The organism is Streptomyces sp. NPDC059718 (assembly GCF_042733315.1).
Lineage (GTDB): Bacteria > Actinomycetota > Actinomycetes > Streptomycetales > Streptomycetaceae > Actinacidiphila.
Genome location: NZ_JBHWGA010000039.1, coordinates 16,068 through 33,135 on the forward strand (window position 1 = coordinate 16,068; position 17,068 = coordinate 33,135).

General features: G+C 73.4%; 15 protein-coding genes. 8 read left to right on the plus strand and 7 right to left on the minus strand.

Annotation, left to right across the window (positions count from 1 at the left end):
• Positions 1-168: 168 nt before the first annotated feature.
• Positions 169-1,254, plus strand: a complete 1,086-nt coding sequence (locus ACFV3E_RS33760; RefSeq protein WP_500323083.1) for an S-(hydroxymethyl)mycothiol dehydrogenase — start codon at positions 169-171, stop codon at positions 1,252-1,254.
• Positions 1,251-1,883 carry an MBL fold metallo-hydrolase gene (locus tag ACFV3E_RS33765; RefSeq protein WP_500363995.1) on the plus strand — a complete coding sequence of 211 codons (633 nt, stop codon included), beginning with the start codon at positions 1,251-1,253 and terminating at the stop codon, positions 1,881-1,883. The genes ACFV3E_RS33760 and ACFV3E_RS33765 overlap by 4 nt, the downstream gene beginning before the upstream one ends.
• A gap of 43 nt (positions 1,884-1,926) precedes the next feature.
• Here ACFV3E_RS33765 and ACFV3E_RS33770 read toward each other — a convergent pair whose 3' ends face one another.
• The 3 genes from ACFV3E_RS33770 to ACFV3E_RS33780 all read right to left on the minus strand — a co-directional run bounded on the left by ACFV3E_RS33770 (position 1,927) and on the right by ACFV3E_RS33780 (position 3,437).
• Positions 1,927-2,184 (minus strand): DUF4190 domain-containing protein, encoded by a 258-nt coding sequence (locus ACFV3E_RS33770; protein ID WP_500538284.1) that lies wholly within the window; start codon positions 2,182-2,184, stop codon positions 1,927-1,929.
• 3 nt (positions 2,185-2,187) lie between these two features.
• Complete coding sequence (locus ACFV3E_RS33775; RefSeq protein WP_500538286.1) at positions 2,188-2,346, minus strand: hypothetical protein; 159 nt, start codon at positions 2,344-2,346, stop codon at positions 2,188-2,190.
• Positions 2,347-2,492: 146 nt separating this feature from the next.
• Entirely contained in the window at positions 2,493-3,437 is a 945-nt protein-coding gene (locus ACFV3E_RS33780) for a D-2-hydroxyacid dehydrogenase family protein (RefSeq protein WP_500538288.1), read from the minus strand.
• 115 nt (positions 3,438-3,552) lie between these two features.
• Here ACFV3E_RS33780 and ACFV3E_RS33785 point away from each other — a divergent pair, with 115 nt between their 5' ends.
• On the plus strand, positions 3,553-4,977 hold the full coding sequence (locus ACFV3E_RS33785; protein ID WP_500538290.1) for a sensor histidine kinase: 1,425 nt from the start codon (positions 3,553-3,555) through the stop codon (positions 4,975-4,977).
• Here the strand turns inward: ACFV3E_RS33785 and ACFV3E_RS33790 are convergent.
• The 3 genes from ACFV3E_RS33790 to ACFV3E_RS33800 form a co-directional block, all read right to left on the minus strand.
• The gene (locus ACFV3E_RS33790; protein WP_500538292.1) at positions 4,964-5,998 is read right to left on the minus strand and encodes a helix-turn-helix domain-containing protein; all 1,035 of its coding nucleotides are present in this window, start codon (positions 5,996-5,998) and stop codon (positions 4,964-4,966) included. The two genes, ACFV3E_RS33785 and ACFV3E_RS33790, sit on opposite strands and share 14 nt — an antisense overlap.
• An 84-nt stretch (positions 5,999-6,082) precedes the next feature.
• Positions 6,083-8,857 carry a SpoIIE family protein phosphatase gene (locus tag ACFV3E_RS33795; protein WP_500538294.1) on the minus strand — a complete coding sequence of 925 codons (2,775 nt, stop codon included), beginning with the start codon at positions 8,855-8,857 and terminating at the stop codon, positions 6,083-6,085.
• A gap of 196 nt (positions 8,858-9,053) precedes the next feature.
• Complete coding sequence (locus tag ACFV3E_RS33800) at positions 9,054-9,779, minus strand: response regulator transcription factor (RefSeq protein WP_500538296.1); 726 nt, start codon at positions 9,777-9,779, stop codon at positions 9,054-9,056.
• A 260-nt stretch (positions 9,780-10,039) separates the two neighbouring features.
• Between ACFV3E_RS33800 and ACFV3E_RS33805 the strand changes: the two genes are divergently transcribed.
• The 3 genes from ACFV3E_RS33805 to ACFV3E_RS33815 all read left to right on the plus strand — a co-directional run bounded on the left by ACFV3E_RS33805 (position 10,040) and on the right by ACFV3E_RS33815 (position 12,785).
• The gene (locus tag ACFV3E_RS33805; protein ID WP_500538298.1) at positions 10,040-10,402 is read left to right on the plus strand and encodes a bifunctional 3-phenylpropionate/cinnamic acid dioxygenase ferredoxin subunit; all 363 of its coding nucleotides are present in this window, start codon (positions 10,040-10,042) and stop codon (positions 10,400-10,402) included.
• The gene (locus tag ACFV3E_RS33810) at positions 10,399-11,568 is read left to right on the plus strand and encodes an NAD(P)/FAD-dependent oxidoreductase (protein WP_500538300.1); all 1,170 of its coding nucleotides are present in this window, start codon (positions 10,399-10,401) and stop codon (positions 11,566-11,568) included. Before ACFV3E_RS33805 ends, ACFV3E_RS33810 begins: the two co-directional genes overlap by 4 nt.
• Before the next feature lie 83 nt (positions 11,569-11,651).
• Positions 11,652-12,785 (plus strand): aromatic ring-hydroxylating oxygenase subunit alpha, encoded by a 1,134-nt coding sequence (locus tag ACFV3E_RS33815; protein ID WP_500538302.1) that lies wholly within the window; start codon positions 11,652-11,654, stop codon positions 12,783-12,785.
• Here ACFV3E_RS33815 and ACFV3E_RS33820 read toward each other — a convergent pair.
• Entirely contained in the window at positions 12,773-13,570 is a 798-nt protein-coding gene (locus ACFV3E_RS33820) for an IclR family transcriptional regulator (RefSeq protein ID WP_500538304.1), read from the minus strand. The two genes, ACFV3E_RS33815 and ACFV3E_RS33820, sit on opposite strands and share 13 nt — an antisense overlap.
• Before the next feature lie 215 nt (positions 13,571-13,785).
• Here ACFV3E_RS33820 and betA point away from each other — a divergent pair, with 215 nt between their 5' ends.
• Together betA and ACFV3E_RS33830 are read left to right on the plus strand one after the other, a co-directional pair.
• Positions 13,786-15,450: a choline dehydrogenase gene (gene betA / locus ACFV3E_RS33825; RefSeq protein ID WP_500538306.1), complete on the plus strand. Its 1,665-nt coding sequence runs from the start codon at positions 13,786-13,788 to the stop codon at positions 15,448-15,450.
• 140 nt (positions 15,451-15,590) lie between these two features.
• A complete protein-coding gene (locus ACFV3E_RS33830; RefSeq protein ID WP_500538308.1) occupies positions 15,591-17,060 on the plus strand; it encodes an aldehyde dehydrogenase family protein in 1,470 nt (489 codons plus the stop codon).
• The last annotated feature ends 8 nt before the right edge of the window (positions 17,061-17,068 follow it).

The following is a 17,068-nucleotide window of genomic DNA, read 5'->3' on the forward strand; positions in this document are numbered from 1 at the left end:
GGCCGCCGGGCAAGATCCTTGGTAAGAATGAAGCGCGCCGGTCGGCCCGGCTGCGCGGTCCTTGACCGCTCTGTCGGCCGTCGTCGATGCTTGTGTTGCGGCACGTGCGGAATGTGCCGTAATGAGAAACGCCCGTCTCAGGGTTCCGTACCAGCCGAGGAGTGCCCCATGGCTCACCAGGTCCGTGCCGTCGTCGCCCGGGAGAAGGGTTCCCCCGTCAGCCTGGAAACGATCGTCGTGCCCGACCCGGGGCCCGGGGAGGCGCTGGTACGGATCCAGGCCTGCGGGGTGTGCCACACCGACCTGCACTACCGCGAGGGCGGCATCAACGACGACTTCCCGTTCCTGCTCGGCCACGAGGCGGCCGGCATCGTGGAGTCGGTCGGCGAGGGCGTCACCGACGTCGCCCCCGGCGACTTCGTCGTCCTCAACTGGCGTGCGGTGTGCGGCCAGTGCCGTGCCTGTCTGCGCGGCCGCCCCTGGTACTGCTTCAACACCCACAACGCCAAGCAGAAGATGACCCTGCTGGACGGCACCGAGCTCTCCCCGGCCCTCGGCATCGGGGCCTTCGCCGAGAAGACCCTCGTCCACGCCGGGCAGTGCACCAAGGTCGACCCGGCCGTCTCCCCGGCCGTCGCCGGGCTGCTGGGCTGCGGTGTCATGGCGGGCATCGGCGCGGCCATCAACACCGGCAACGTCGGCCGCGGCGACTCCGTCGCCGTCATCGGCTGCGGCGGCGTGGGCGACGCTGCGATCGCCGGCGCCCGGCTGGCCGGCGCCGCGAAGATCATCGCGGTGGACATCGACGCGCGGAAGCTGGAGACGGCGAAGAAGCTGGGCGCCACGCACACCGTCAACTCCAAGGAGACCGACCCCGTCGAGGCGGTCCGCGAGCTGACCGGCGGCTTCGGCGCCGACGTCGTCATCGAGGCGGTCGGCCGCCCCGAGACGTACAAGCAGGCCTTCTACGCCCGCGACCTGGCCGGCACCGTCGTCCTGGTCGGCGTGCCCACCCCCGAGATGAAGCTGGAACTCCCGCTGCTGGACGTCTTCGGCCGCGGCGGCGCCCTGAAGTCCTCCTGGTACGGCGACTGCCTGCCCTCCCGTGACTTCCCCATGCTCATCGACCTCCACCTGCAGGGCCGGCTGGACCTGGACACCTTCGTCACCGAGACCATCGCCCTGGACGAGGTGGAGAAGGCCTTCGAGCGGATGCACCACGGCGACGTGCTGCGCTCGGTGGTGGTCCTGTGACGGCCGCCCGCATCGACCACCTCGTCACCTCGGGCACCTTCTCGCTGGACGGCGGTACCTGGGACGTCGACAACAACGTATGGATCGTCGGCGACGACACCGAGGCGATCGTCGTCGACGCCGCCCACGACGCCGATGCCATCGCCGCGGCGCTGGGCGGCCGCCGCCTGCTCGCGATCGTGAGCACCCACGCCCACAACGACCACGTCGACGCCGCGCCCGCGCTCGCCGCCCGCACCGGCGCGAAGATCCTGCTGCACGGCGACGACCTGCCGCTGTGGAAGCAGACCCACCCGGAGCGCTCCCCGGACGGGGAACTGACGGACGGTCAGGTCATCGCGGTCGCGGGCACCGAGCTCACGGTGCTGCACACCCCGGGCCACGCGCCGGGCGCCGTCTGCCTGTACGCACCGGCCCTCGGCACGGTCTTCACCGGCGACACCCTCTTCCAGGGCGGCCCGGGCGCCACGGGGCGGTCCTTCTCGGACTTCCCCACCATCATCGACTCCATCCGCGAGCGGCTGCTGACCCTGCCGCCGGAGACGGTCGTCCGCACCGGCCACGGCGACAGCACCACCATCGGCGCCGAGGCCCCGCATCTGGACGAGTGGATCGCCCGCGGCCACTGAGCCCCCGTGACCGCCGCACCCACCGGTGCGGCGGTCACCGCGGTCAGAGCGACCACACGTAGGCGTGGTCGCTCGCGGTCACCACCGCGAGCACGACCAGGTCGGCCGCCCCCAGTACGAGCCCCAGCACGGCCCGCCCGCGGCGGGCGGTGCCCTGGAACAGCGCCATCGAGCCCAGCACGAGGGCGGCGGGGCCGAGGACCACGCTGAAGACCAGCAGGCCCACCAGCCCGAGGACGAACGACGCCACCGCCGCGCCGTCCGCATGGGCGCGGCGCGTGCTCACGGGTGTCGCGGGCATCCCTCACCCCTCCCTTCGGTGCGCGACGCGCCGGCGTGCCGCGTACAGCGCGAGCCACCCGACGATGACGGCGGCGACGGCGAGGGTCACGTGCGGCGGCAGATGCGCGACCGGTCCGAGCAGCAGCCCGAACAGGGCGAGTGCGGCCACCAGGAACAGCATTCCGGTCCTTCCCTGTGCTCCGACGTTCCGGGAAATTCGGTGAACAGTTGTACACGGAGCTTCTGCCCACCACCGCCCCCGGAAAACGCGGACCGGCGCCCCGCGGGTGCCGGGACGCCGGTTCGGCCGGAAAGCGCGCCCGCCGCTCAGGCGCTGAGCACCCGCAGCGGCGCGCCGTCCCGGAAGGCCGCGATGTCCTCGACCGCCTGCCGGTAGAAGACCTCGTACGTGGCCTCCGTGACGTAGCCCAGGTGGGGGGTGAGCAGCGCGCCCGGCAGGCCCCGCAGGACGTCCCCGGCGGGCAGCGGCTCGGTGTCGTACACGTCCAGCGCCGCACCGGCGATCCGGCGCTCGCGCAGCGCGGCGACCAGCGCCGGGGTGTCGACGAGCGGACCGCGCGAGGTGTTGACCAGCAGCGCCGTGGGCTTCATCCAGCCCAGCTCCTCGGCGCCGACCAGCCCGGTACTGCGCGCGCTGAGCTTGTAGTGCACGGTGACGACGTCGGACTGCGAGAACAGCTCACGCTTGCCGACCGCCCGCGCGCCGCACGCGGCGGCGTGCTCCGGGTCGAGGTTGGCGCTCCACGCCAGGACGCGCATCCCGAAGGCGGTGCCGATCGCGGCGACCCGCGCGCCCAGCCGGCCCAGCCCCACCACGCCCAGCGTCCGGCCGTGCAGGTCGCCGCCGATCGTGTGCTGCCACTCACCGCGCCGCATCCCGGCCGTCTCCTCGGGGAGGTGCCGGACCAGCGACAGGACGAGCCCCCAGGTCAGCTCGGCCGTGGCGTGCGCGACGCTCTCCGTGCCGCACACCGTCACACCGTGCCGGCGGGCGGCGTCCAGGTCGACGGACGCGTTCGCCATCCCGGTGGTCACCAGCAGCCGCAGCGCCGGCAGCGCCGCGAAGCGCTCCTCGGTGAAGGGGGTGCGCTCGCGCATGGCGACCACCACGTCGAAACCGTCCAGCGCCTCGGCCAGTTCGGCCGTACCGGAGACGTGGTCGTGGAGGAAGACCACCTCGGCTCCCAGCGCGTCCCAGTCGGCGAACCGGTGCGCCGCCTTCTGATAGTCGTCCAGGACGGCGATGCGCATGGTGCGGTCTCCTCGGCTCGATCGGTCGAACGGGTGTCCCCCTGGTCTGTCCTAGTATCTGCTCGGAAAGCGGCCGGAACCCGACAGCCGCCGGAACCGGACGAGGGGTGGGCAGGTGGAGACACCCGGCAGGCGGCGCCGGCTGCGCTGGTGGCCCCGCTCGCTGTACTGGCGCCTCGCGCTCGGCTTCCTGGCGATCACCACGGTCGGCGTCGCGGCCGCGGACGTCTACGCCGCGCAGGCCCTCGCCGACGGCCTGCGGAACCGGCTGGACCAGCAGCTGGCCTCCATACGCCAGGACCGGCTCGACGAGCTGGAGGCCAGCTCGGACCTCAAGCCCGCCGGGGCGACGGCCGTGGTGCTGCTCACCGACGCCATCGGCAGGGTCGTCCAGCGCGAGTCCGGCGCGATGGTGGAGCGGGCCGTCATCCGGCTGTCCAGCGCCGACCTGGACCGTATGGCCACCGCCGGCCGGGCGGGCGCGGTCGGCCCGGCCCCGATGCGGGCGGTCGTCGAGAAGCTCCCCGACGGCGGCTACCTGGTGATCGCGGAGTCCACCGCGGACGACGCGGCCACGGTGCACAACCTCGTGGTCATCGAGGCCGTCTCCGGTGTGCCGCTGGTCGCCGGCGTCGTGCTCGGCGCCCTGTACTTCAGCCGCCGCACCATCTCGCCGCTCAAGGAGATCACCGCCACCGCCCGCCGGTTCGCCGCCGAGGGCGCACTCTCGCAGCGGGTCGCCGCCCCGGTGTCGACGGCGGAGGTGGAGGCGCTGGCCGACGCCGTCAACGCGATGCTCGGCCGGGTCGACGAGGAGTTCAACCGCCGCCGCAAGGCCGAGGAGCAGCTGCGCGACTTCGTCGGCGCCGCCAGCCACGAACTGCGCACCCCGCTCACCGCGATCGGCGGCTACGCGCAACTGGTGCGCTTCGGCGCCCTCGACGACCCGGCCCGCCTGGACGACGCCATGCGCCGGGTGCAGAACGAGACCCGCAGGATGTCCGCCCTCGTGGACGAGCTGCTGCTGCTGGCCCGCCTCGACCAGGGCCGCCCCCTCGAATGCCGCCCCGTGGACCTGGCCGAACTCTGCGCCGACGCGGTGGCCGACGCCCGCGTCGTCGACCCCGACCGCCCGGTGACCCTCGTCGTGGAACCCGGGCCCCACATGGTGACCGGCGACCCCGACCGGCTCCGTCAGGTGGTCACCAACCTGCTGGCCAACGTGGTCGCGCACACCGCCCACGACGTCCCCGCCGAGGTACGGGTCGGCCGCGAGGGCGACGAGCAGATCGTCGACGTCATCGACGGCGGGCCCGGGATACCCGAGGAACTGCGCGAGCGGATCTTCGAACGGTTCTTCCGCGCCGGCGGCGGCACCCCCCGCCCCGCCCGCCGGGACGACCACCCGGCCCCCGGCAGCGGACTGGGCCTGAGCATCGTGGCCGCGATCACCGCGGCGCACGCGGGGTCGGTGCGGGTGGAGGCCTCGGCGTCGGGTGCGTGGTTCCGGGTGCGGTTGCCGGCGCTCACTGACGCATGATCGCGGCGACCGCGACGGCCGTCCTGAGGACCTGGAGGTCGCGCGGGCCGTCGACGCGCCGGCCGGTCAGCTCCTCGACCCGGCGCAGCCGACGGTCGAAGAACTTGCGGCGGAGCGTGAGCAGCTCGCACGCCAGGTCGGGATCGCCGTCGGCGGAGATCACCGCGCTCAGCGTCTCCCGCAGCACCTGGTCGTCCAGCACCGGCTGCACCATGCCGACCAGCCGCTGGGCGATGTCGGGCGTCTGCGCCGCCGCGTACTCGACCAGGACGTCGTCCAGCTGGTAGACGCCGGGCCCGAAGCCCAGCGCGTCGACCACCGCGCAGACGTCGTCCACCAGCAGCTGACCCGCCGTCACCTCGTTGTAGGGCTTCCAGTGCACCGCGAGCCGGGCCGTCCCGGCGAGGTCGCGGTGGATGCGGTCCGCGAGGTCGACGGACTCCTCGTGGCGCGGCGCGGGGGTGAGCACGTACAGTCCGCGCGCCGAGGGCAGCACGGCCGTCTCGGGTCCGCCGTGGCCGCGGGCCACCGCCTCCACGTCGCCGAGGGGGAGGCCGGGCGCGCGCAGCGCCATCACGGCGTAGGCGGGCGGGGCGTAGGACGGCCCGGGCGGGGGCGGCTGCGGGACCGAGGCGGGGGCCTCCGGCCCGGACCGGGCGAAGTAGCCCCGGTTCAGCTCCCGGGCCACGCGGCGCCCCGCGTCCGTCAGGCGCCGGGCGAACTCGCCGCGCGAGCCGTCGGCCCCGGCCGCCGCGTGCCCGCCGGAGACCAGGATGTACTCCGTCGTCTCCTGGACGGCGACCCGCAGCGCGCTCACCGGCTCACCCCGCGCGGCCCAGGCGACCCCCTCGCCGCGGATCCGCGCGGCGGTCTGCTCGCTCCACTCTCCCGAGCCGGAGACGACTTCTATCAGGGCGGCGAACAGCTCCCGCCGCAGCGAGGGCTCGCCTCCGCCGGAGTCGGTGAATCCCAGGTCAAGACAGGAATCCAGGCCCGTGGACACCGGTGCGTGGGTGGTCATGCGCGCAAGCCAAGCACCGGAGTATCAGAGTCACATCAAAGCGGGATCAGAGTCCGCGCTGGGGATCGCCCGCCGTCACGACGGTCAGGGGATCGCCTGCTCGGTCCAGATGCACTTGCCGCCGGGGACGTAGCGGGTGCCCCAGCGCTGGCACAGCGCGGCCACCAGCTGCAGCCCGCGGCCGCCCTCGTCGGTGTCGCCGGCGTGCCGGATCCGGGGGGTGCTGAGACTGCCGTCCGACACCTCGCAGACAAGGGTGCGGCTGCGGATCAGCCGCAGGCCGATGGGGCCCCGGGCGTGCCGGACCACGTTGCCGACCAGCTCGCTGGCGATCAGCTCGGTCGTCATGACCAGTTCGCCCAGTCCCCAGGCGTCCAGCCGGCGGCGGATGTGCTCGCGTGCCTGGCCCGCGGCGAGCGGGTCCTCGGGCAGGGACCAGGAGGCGACGTCCCCGGGCGACAAGGCGTGCGTGCGGGCGATGAGGAGGGCCGCGTCGTCCCCGGCGTGCTCCTGGTGGGGGTCGAGGGCGGCGGCCACCTCGTCGCAGAGCCTTCCCAGGCGCTCGACCTCGCCCCGGCGGCCGTCCGCCGGCCGCACGGGCGCCGCGGCCGGCGCGCCGGTGAGGGCCTTCGCCAGCCCGGCCATCCCCGTGTCGATGTCCCGGCGGGAGGACTCGACGAGGCCGTCGCTGTAGAGCACCAGCAGACTGCCCTCGGGGATCTCGAGCTCCACGGTCGCGAACGGCGGCGTGGCGGCGCCCAGCGGTGGGTCCGGGGAGTGCCCGGCGAAGTGGACGCTGCCGTCGGGCAGCACCAGCGCGGGCGGCGGGTGCCCGGCCCGGGAGAAGGCGCAGGTGCGGTTCGTCGGGTCGTACACGGCGTACAGACAGGTCGCGTAGAAGTCGTCCCCGAGATCGCTGACCAGCTCGTTGAGGTGCGCGAGCAGCTCGTCGGGGGGCAGTTCGAGACCGGCGAGGGTGTGCACCGCGGTACGCAGCCGCCCCATGGTCACGGCCTCGGAGATGCCGTGCCCCATCACGTCCCCGATGACCAGCGCGACCCGGTCGGCGGAGAGCGGGATGACGTCGTACCAGTCCCCGCCGACCGTCGTCCCCTCGACGGCGGGCAGGTAGCGCGCCGCGGCGCTGACCGCCGGCAGTTCGGGCAGGACGCGCGGCAGCAGGCCGCGCTGCAGCTCCTGTGCCCGTCCGTGCTCGGCGTCGTACAGCCGGGCCCGCTCCAGGGCCTGGGCGACCAGCCCGCTGAGCGCGGTCAGCAGGGTGCGCTCCTCCTCGCTGAACGGGCGCGGTTCGGAGAAGGAGACGACGCAGGAGCCGACGGCCTTCCCGGAGACGATCAGCGGCAGGAAGGCCCAGGCGTGCTTCTGCGACCACTCCTGGAGGTGGACCCGGGCCGGGTACGCCTCGTGGAACTCCTTGGCGGAGGTGATGTAGCGGGGCACGCGCTCGCGGATGGCGTCGGTGCTGGGGCTGCCCTCGGCGAGCCGGGTCCGGCTGAGCCGCTCCATCAGGCCCGGGGGGTAGCCGACGAAGCCGACCACCCGCAGCAGGTCGCCCTCCAGCGTCTTGATGATCAGCCCGGTGGCGTCGAACAGCGGCAGTACGCGGTCGGCGACCGCGGCGACGACGTCCTTGACGGTGACGGCCTCGGCGAGCGCGGTGGTCAGCCGGCCGATGTGCGCCGCGCGGTCGGCGGCGGTGCGGGCGGCGTCGGCGCGGGCCTCCTCCGCCAGCCGGTGCTCGGTGACGTCGGTGAGGTAGAGGGTCAGGCCGTCGGGCACGGGCATGACGCGCAGGTGGTAGCGGCGCGTGCCGCCGCCCCACTCGATGTCCGCGCTGACGGTCGCGTCGCCCTCGGCCGCCCGGCGGCAGTGGGCCTCGATCTCCGAGTCGTGAACACCGGGCAGGTCCCACAGCACCGCGCCGACCAGGGGCCGCCGCGCCCCGAGCAGCCGCTCGGCCTGGGGGTTGGCGAAGGCTATGCGGCCGTCGTCGTCGACCGCCAGGAAGCCGTCGCTCATGTGACGCAGGGCCCGGCCGGCGGCGTCCATCGCCACCCGGGTCTCCGTGCTGTCCCACAGCACACCGGCGAGCCGGACGGCCTTGCCGTCCGCACCGAGCACGCTGCGGCCGCGGGCCTGCACCCAGCGGAAGGTCCCGTCGGGCCGGCGGACGCGGTACTCCCAGGCGAAGCCGCCGCGGGCCCGGGCGGCCTCCTCGGCGTCGGCGATCACCCAGGGCAGGTCCTCGGGGTGGACCAGCTCCACCCAGGTCTCCAGGCGTCCGTCGTACATCTGCGGGGACATCCCGAAGACGGAGCGCGCGGTCTCGTCGAGGTAGGCCTCGCCGGTGCGGACGTTCCACTCCCAGGTGCCGATGCCCACGTCGGACGGGGTCTCCCGGGGCCGGGAACCCGAGCCGCCCTCCGCCAGGCGCCAGCGTTCGCGCGACCCGACGGCCGCTGTCCGGCCCAGCCGCTCCGACACCCACGCGGCGATCCCCCGCAGCAGCTCCCACGCGCCGGGAGCCGGCGGTACGGCGTCCGCGGTCACCACGGAGAGCGCGCCGAGCGGGCCCTCGGGGCCGGGGAGCGGTACGGCGGCGAGCCCGGACCCGCCGGGCAGCGGGCCGGGGGTCGTCTCCGTCGTGGGCAGCCACACCGGTTCGCCCCCGGTCGTCGCTCGGCCCGGCGCGGTGGCGTCCTGCGGGGGGAGGAAGAGCCAGGCCCGGGTCAGGTTCCTGGGCAGACCGCTGCTGGCGGCCAGGCGCAGGGGCACTCCGCCCCGGGCCTCCTGCCCGCGCAGGTGGACCAGTCCGCCCAAGCCGTTCAGCGCCGCCACGGCCTGCTGCAGTCCCAGTCGCAGCGCCTCGCGCTCGCCCTGGTCGTCGCCCGAGGACCGGAGCAGGCGCAGCCGCTCCGCTCCCGGCTGGTCGAGCGGCGCTTCGGGCTCCTGGGCGGCGGCTTCGTTCGGGATCGTGCCCTCTTCTCGTCGGCTCTTCCTCCGAAGGCCAACATAGCGCCGCGCGCGGGCACCGTCAGCGCGAAGCCGTATCGCCGGCCGGTGCCGCCCTCACCAGGTAGCCCGCCCCCCGCACGGTGCGGATGAGCGACTGGTCGGTGTCGCCGAGCTTCCGGCGGAGGTAGTAGATGTAGGTCTCCACGATCCCGGACTCGCCCTGGAAGTCGCAGCTCCACACGGCGTCGAGGATCTGCCCCTTGGACACCACCCGGTCCGGGTTCTCCAGCAGGAAGCGGAGCAGCGCGAACTCGGTCGCCGAGACCTGGACCGGCCGGCCGTGCCGCCACACCTCGTGGGTGTCCGCGTCCAGCTCGACCCAGCCCGCGCGCAGCCGGCGCCCGGCGGGCTCGGGGGCCCGGCCCCGGCGCAGCAGGGCGTTCACGCGGGCCGCGACCTCGTTGATGTCGAAGGGCTTGGTGACGTAGTCGTCGCCGCCCAGGGCCAGGCCCCTGATCTTGTCCTCCACGGCGTCCCGGGCCGTGAGGAAGAGGACGGGCGCGTCGACCCGGGCGGCGCGGAGCCGGCGGCACACCTCGAAGCCGTCGAGGTCGGGCAGTCCCACGTCGAGCAGGATCACGTCGGCGGCGCGGTCGGCGGCCGTGCTCACCGCATCCTCGCCGGTCCCGGCCGTGACCACGTCGAAGCCCAGGAACTGCAGCGCCATCGCGAGCATCGAGGCGATGCTCGCCTCGTCCTCCACGACCAGCACGCGGGGCTGCTGGGCCGAGACGGTCACGTTCATGCCGCGGGTCACTTCCTCCGGGCCGTATTCCGGCCGTTGTCACACAGAAGAGGAACGGATTATGTCATTCAGTCGAACCCGGACAACCCCCGTGACCGAATCGCGACGATCCGCCGCCGGCCTCCCCCGCGGAGCTGCGGATGAGCCCCCGTCAGATGCGACGTCCGGGTGTCCGGGCGATGCCTTGACAGGGGTGGGGGTCACCCCCACACTGATGTTGCGTCAACCGCAATCAGTTCCGCCATACGCACCGAGGTGTCATGATGATTCCCGTGTGCCGGCTCGCGGATCTCCCGCGTGGCGAGGCTTTCCGGCTCGAGACCGACCCGCCCGTCGCGGTGTTCCACACCGAGGAGGGCCAGCTCTACGCCGTCGACGACACCTGCACCCACCAGGACGCGTCGCTCGCGGACGGCTGGCTGGAGGGGTGCGAGGTCGAGTGCCCGCTGCACGCCTCGAAGTTCGACCTGCGCACGGGTGCGGTGGACGCGCCCCCGGCCCGGCGGCCCGTGCGGACGCACGAGGTCGTGGTCGAGGACGGCATGATCCACGTACGGCTGTCGGCGGCCGCCCCCGGCCCGCCCTCGTGCGCGGCCGGCCGGCTCGCCGGGGGAGCCGGATGAGAGCGGTCCTCGTGGTCGGCGCCTCGCTCGCGGGGCTGTCGGCGGCGCGGGCACTGCGCGCCCAGGGGTACGACGGCCGGCTGGTGGTCGTGGGCGACGAACCGCACCGGCCGTACGACCGGCCGCCGCTGTCCAAGGAGTTCCTCGCCGGACGCGCCGACGAGGCGGCCCTGGTCCTGGAGGCGGACGGCGAGGACCTCGGGGCCGAATGGCTGCTGGGCGCCCGGGCCGTGACGCTCGACCCGGGCACGCGGGGCGTCGGGCTCGCGGACGGCCGCGCCCTCACCGCCGACGGAGTCGTCATCGCCACCGGGTCCGCGGCCCGTACGCTGCCCGGCGCGGCGGACCGGTCCGGTGTGCACACCCTGCGCACCCTGGACGACGCCCGCGCATTGCGGGCCGATCTGGCGCGCGGCGGGCGGCTCGTCGTCATCGGCGGCGGCTTCATCGGGGCCGAGGTCGCCTCGACCGCGTACGCCCTCGGCCTGGACGTCACCGTCGTCGAGGCGGCACCCACCCCGCTGTCGGGTCCGCTCGGCGAGACGATGGGCGGCGTCGTGTCGGGCCTCCACGCCGACCACGGCGTACGGCTGTTGTGCGGCACGGGGGTGCGGGGGACCGAGGCGGACGGCGACGGGCGGGTGGTGGCCGTGGTCCTGGCCGACGGCCGCAGGCTGCCCGCGGACACCGTGGTCGTCGGCATCGGGGCGCGCCCGTGCACGGACTGGCTCGCCGGGTCCGGGATCGAGCTCGGCGACGGTGTCCTGTGCGGCGCGGACGGCCGGACGGGCCTGCCGGGCGTCGTCGCCGTCGGCGACTGCGCCGCCTGGTACGACCCGGCCGCCGGTGCGCACCACCGGGTGGAGCACTGGACGGGCGCCCTGGAGCGTCCGGCCACCGCCGTCGCCGCGCTGCTGTCCGGCGGCGCGGGCGGTCAACGGGCCCCCCGCCCGCCGTACTTCTGGTCCGACCAGTACGGCGTGCGCATCCAGTTCGCGGGCCGCGCCGCGGGGGCCGACACCGTCACGGTCGAGGAGGGCGTCCCGGAGGAACGCGACGTCCTCGCGGTCTACCGCAGGGGCGGGGTTCCGGTCGCCGTACTGGGGATGAACCGGCCCCGGTCGTTCACCCGTTGGCGCAAGCAGCTGGCCGCCGCCGCGTCTTGACAGCGCCGGAGCGGCACCACATGCTGCAGTTGCGCAGTGCACACTCCGTTGCTCATTACACAACGTCCCGCAAGGAGTGCCCCGTGACCCCGACCGGCCTGCCGGACAGCCTGATCGCCACCCTCCCCGGCTCCTACTACACGGACCCCGGGATCTTCGCCCAGGAGCAGGAGCGCATCTTCGAGGCGATGTGGTTCTGCGTGGCGCGCTCCTCCGAGCTCGGCAGGCCGGGCGCCTTCAGGACCGTGGACGTCGGCCGCGAGAGCATCCTGGTCACCCGGTCCCGGGACCACGCGGTGCGCGCCTTCTACAACGTGTGCCGGCACCGCGGCGCCCGGCTGCTCACCGAGGAGGGAGGCGAGGTCAGGCGGGCGTTCCAATGCCCGTACCACGCCTGGACGTACGACCTGGACGGCAGGCTCGTGGCGGCCCCCAACCTCACCAAGATGCCCGACGTCGGCCGCACCGAGTACGGGCTCGTCCCCGTCCACGTCCGCGAATGGCTGGGCTACGTCTGGGTCTGCCTGGCCGAGGACCCGCCCTCCTTCGAGGAGCAGGTGGTCGGCGAGGTGGTCGCCCGGCTCGGGGACGTGGAGTCCCTGGAGCGCTACGGCATCGAGGACCTGAGGGTCGGCCGGCGGATCGTCTACGACGTCAGGGCCAACTGGAAGCTCATCGTCGAGAACTTCATGGAGTGCTACCACTGCGCCACGATCCACCCCGAACTGACCGAGGTGCTGCCGGAGTTCGCCGGCGGCTACGCCGCGCAGTACTACGTCGGCCACGGCGCCGAGTTCGGCGCGGACATCGAGGGCTTCACGGTGGACGGCTCGCCGGGACTGGACCGTATACCGGGGGTCTCCGCGGCCCAGGACCGGCGCTACTACGCGATCACCATCAAGCCGCAGGTCTTCGTCAACCTGGTGCCGGACCACGTGATCTTCCACCGCATGTACCCGGTCGCGGCCGACCGCACGGTCGTCGAGTGCGACTGGCTCTACCTGGAGGAGGTCGTCACCGCGGGCAGGGACGTCGGCCGCTCGGTGGAGCTCTTCGACCGGGTCAACCGCCAGGACTTCGAGGCCTGCGAGCGCTGCCAGCCCGCGATGGGCTCCCGGCTCTACGCCAAGGGCGGGGTGCTGGTCCCCAGCGAGCACCACATCGCCGGCTTCCACGACTGGGTGCACGAGCGCCTCGGCACGGCTCAGCCCAGGTAGCCCATGCGGTGGCTGATCTCGGCGGCCCCGGCGACCAGCAGCGGCGCCAGTTCGTGCATGCGCTCCTGCGTGAAGCGGTACGAGGGGCCGGAGGCGCTGACGGCGGCGATGACCTCGCCGTCGCGGGAGCGGACGGGGGCGGCCATCGCGTGCAGGCCGATCTCCAGTTCCTCCAGCGTCCAGGCGTACCCGCGCTCCCTGGCCTCGGCGAGGTTCTTCTCCAGCTTCGTCCGCGAGGTGAGGGTGTGCGGGGTCAGTTTCTCCAGGCCCGCGTCCGTGAGGAGTTCCGCGCGCTGCGCGGCGGAGAGGTGGGCGAGCAGGATCTTGCCGCTGGAGGTCGCGTGCAACGGCGTGAGCTGGCCGACCCAGTTGTGCGCGGTCACCGCCGCCGGTCCGCGCACCTGGTACAGGTTGATCGCGAAGTGCTTCTCCATCACGGCGATGTTGACGGTCTCGCCGATCTCCTCGGCGAGCCGTTCGCAGACCGGCCGGCCCTGCTGGGTGATGTCGATGCGGCCGGTCACCGCGCCGGCCAGCCGCACGATGCCGAAGCCGAGCCGGTACTTGCCGCGCTCGCCCGCCTGCTCCACCAGCCCGCGTGCCTCCAGTGCGCCGAGCAGCCGGAACGCCGTCGACTTGTGGACCTCGATCTCGGCGGCGACCTCGCTCACGCCGGCCTCGCCGCGCTGCGCCAGGATCTCCAGCACGCTGATGGCCCGGTCCACGGACTGGACGCCGCCCGGCTGAGGGGCGGTTGTTTCGGTATCTGCACTGAAGTTGCTCACAGCGAAACTATACGCGCGGTAAACAACAGCGTCGGGGTTCCCGGGCGGAGTCCGGACGGGAAACACGACCGAAACTCCGGTGTCAAGTTGCGCGGCTCGCAACCTGGTGCGCATAGCGGCACCGTACTAGCATGCTGCGCCAGTCGACCCGTCGACCGCGCGATCGAGACGAGCGATTCAAGCGAGACAAGCGAGACGAGTGAGACGAGGCTGACATGGCTCCCGTGCAGTACGACTTCGTCATCGTCGGTGGGGGCTCCGCCGGTTGCGCCCTCGCGAACCGGCTCTCCGCCGATCCGGGCAACCGTGTCCTGGTGCTGGAGGCCGGCCGCCCCGACTACCCGTGGGACGTCTTCATCCACATGCCGGCGGCGCTCACCTTCCCCATCGGCAGCCGCTTCTACGACTGGGGCTACGAGTCCGAGCCCGAGCCCCACATGGGCGGACGGCGGATCTACCACGCCCGGGGCAAGGTGCTCGGCGGCTCCAGCAGCATCAACGGCATGATCTTCCAGCGCGGCAACCCCATGGACTACGAACGCTGGGCCGAGGGCCCCGGCATGGAGCGCTGGGACTACGCCCACTGCCTGCCGTACTTCCAGCGCATGGAGAACTGCCTCGCCGCCGGCCCCGACGACGAGTTCCGCGGTCACGACGGTCCGCTCGTCCTGGAGCGCGGGCCCGCATCCAGCCCGCTGTTCCCCGCCTTCCTCGAGGCGGTCCAGGAGGCGGGACATCCGCTCACCGACGACGTCAACGGCTACCGCCAGGAGGGCTTCGCGCCCTTCGACCGCAACGTCCACCGCGGCCGCCGGCTCTCCGCCGCCCGGGCCTACCTCGACCCGGTGCGCAGGCGCCCCAACCTGACGGTGCGGACCCGGACCCTGGTCACCCGGGTGCTGTTCGAGGGCAAGCGCGCCGTGGGCGTGGAGTACGAACGCCGCAAGGGCCGCCGCGAGCAGGTGCGCGCCCGCGAGGTCGTCCTCTGCGGCGGCGCCGTCAACTCGCCCCAGCTGCTGCAGCTGTCCGGCGTCGGCAACGCCGGGGAACTGGCCGCGCTCGGCATCGACGTCGTGCACGACCTGCCCGGCGTCGGCGAGAACCTCCAGGACCACCTGGAGGTCTACGTCCAGTACGCCTGCACGCAGCCGGTCTCCATGCAGCCGTACCTGGCCAAGTGGCGCTACCCCTTCATCGGTCTGCAGTGGCTCTTCCGCAAGGGTCCCGCCGCCACCAACCACTTCGAGGCCGGCGGCTTCGCGCGCAGCAACGAGGACGTGGACTACCCCAACCTGATGTTCCACTTCCTGCCCATCGCGGTGCGCTACGACGGCTCGGCCCCGGCCGGCGGCCACGGCTACCAGGTGCACGTGGGGCCGATGTACTCCGACGCCCGCGGCTCGGTGAAGATCAGGAGCAGGGACCCGCGCCAGAAGCCCGCGCTGCGCTTCAACTACCTCTCCACCGAACAGGACCGCCGCGAGTGGGTCGAGGCGGTGCGCGTCGCCCGCGACATCCTCGGCCGGCCCGCGCTCGCCCCCTTCAACGGCGGCGAGGTCTCGCCCGGCCCCGGGGTCGAGACCGACGAGGAGATCCTGGCGTGGGTCGCCAAGGAGGGCGAGACCGCCCTCCACCCGTCCTGCACCTGCAGGCTGGGCACCGACGCGATGGCCGTCGTCGACCCGGCGAGCATGCGGGTGCACGGCGTGGAGGGGCTCCGCGTGGTGGACGCGTCCGTGATGCCCTACGTGACCAACGGCAACATCTACGCCCCCGTGATGATGATCGCCGAGAAGGCGGCGGATCTGATCCTCGGCTGTGAACCGCTGCCGCCCTCGAAGGCGCAGTTCTACCGGCACCGCGACGCCACCGCCAACTGATCGTGTCCGGTGCCGCGTTCACTGGATCAAGATGTGCCGTACACCCCGTGCCACCCCTTGACGGCCGGTGGCCGTTCGGACAGGGTGTTCCACCACAAGCAATTCGATGCGCTATGTGCAACGAAGCGAGGGCTCCGCGCGTGGCAGACCTGTACCTGGACGGAGAGTGGCGCGAGGCGGTGGCCGGAGGCCGCCGGGAGATCCGCTGCCCCGCCGACGGAGTGCTCGTCGCGACGGTCTCCGAGGCGACCGGCGCCGACGCGGAGGCCGCGGTCGCCGCCGCCCGCGCCGCCTTCGACCACGGCCCCTGGCCGCGCACCCCGGAGCGCGAACGCGGCGCCCTCCTGCTCCGCGCCGCCGGCATCGTCGAGCGGGACGCCAAGGAATTCGCCCGCGCCGAATCCCTCGACACCGGCAAGCGGCTCGTGGAGAGCGAGTACGACGTCGCCGACGTCGTCGCCTGCCTGCGCCACTACGGCGGCATCGCGGGGACCTCCGCCGGACGGGTCGTCGACACCGGCCGCGACGACGCCGTCAGCCGTGTCGAGTACGAGCCGGTCGGCGTCTGCGCCCTGATCACCCCCTGGAACTACCCGCTGCTGCAGGCCTCCTGGAAGGTCGCGCCCGCGCTCGTCGCGGGCAACACGTTCGTCCTCAAGCCCAGCGAGCTGACCCCCTCCACCTCCGTGCTGCTGATGCGGGCCCTGGAGGAGGCCGGACTCCCGCCCGGGGCCGGAAACCTGGTCCTCGGCGCCGGGACCGGGGCCGGCGCCCCGCTCGCCGGGCACCCCGGCGTCGACATGGTCTCCTTCACCGGCGGTCTGGAGACCGGCAAGCGGGTCATGGCCGCGGCCGCCGCCACGGTGAAGAGGGTCGCCCTCGAACTCGGCGGCAAGAACCCCAACGTGGTCTTCGCCGACGCCGACTTCGAGACGGCCGTGGACTTCGCGCTCACGGCCGTCTTCCTGCACTCCGGCCAGGTCTGCTCCGCCGGGGCCCGGCTGATCGTGCAGGACACGGTCCACGACGCCTTCGTCGACGAGGTCGTACGGCGCGCCCGCGCCATCCGCCTCGGCGGCCCCTTCGACCCCGCGGCCGAGACCGGCCCGCTGATCTCCGCCGCCCACCGCGACAAGGTCGAGGCGTACGTCGCCGCCGGGATCGCCGAGGGCGCCGTGCTGCGCTGCGGCGGCGCCCGCCCCGCGGACCCGGCGCTCCAGGACGGCTTCTACTACCCGCCGACCGTCCTCGACGACTGCGACCAGGGCATGCGCGTCGTCCACGAGGAGTCCTTCGGGCCCGTGCTGACCGTCGAGCGCTTCACCGACGAGGACGACGCCGTACGCATCGCCAACGACACCGAGTACGGCCTCGCCGGCGCCGTCTGGACGGGGGACGCCGGCCGCGCCCAGCGGGTCGCCCGCCGGCTGCGCCACGGCACCGTGTGGATCAACGACTACCACCCCTACGTACCGCAGGCGGAATGGGGCGGCTTCGGGCACTCGGGCGTGGGCCGGGAGCTGGGACCGACCGGCCTGGACGAGTACCGCGAGCCCAAGCACATCTGGCAGAACATCCGACCCAGGCCGCAGCACTGGTTCCGCGGCTGAACGCCCAG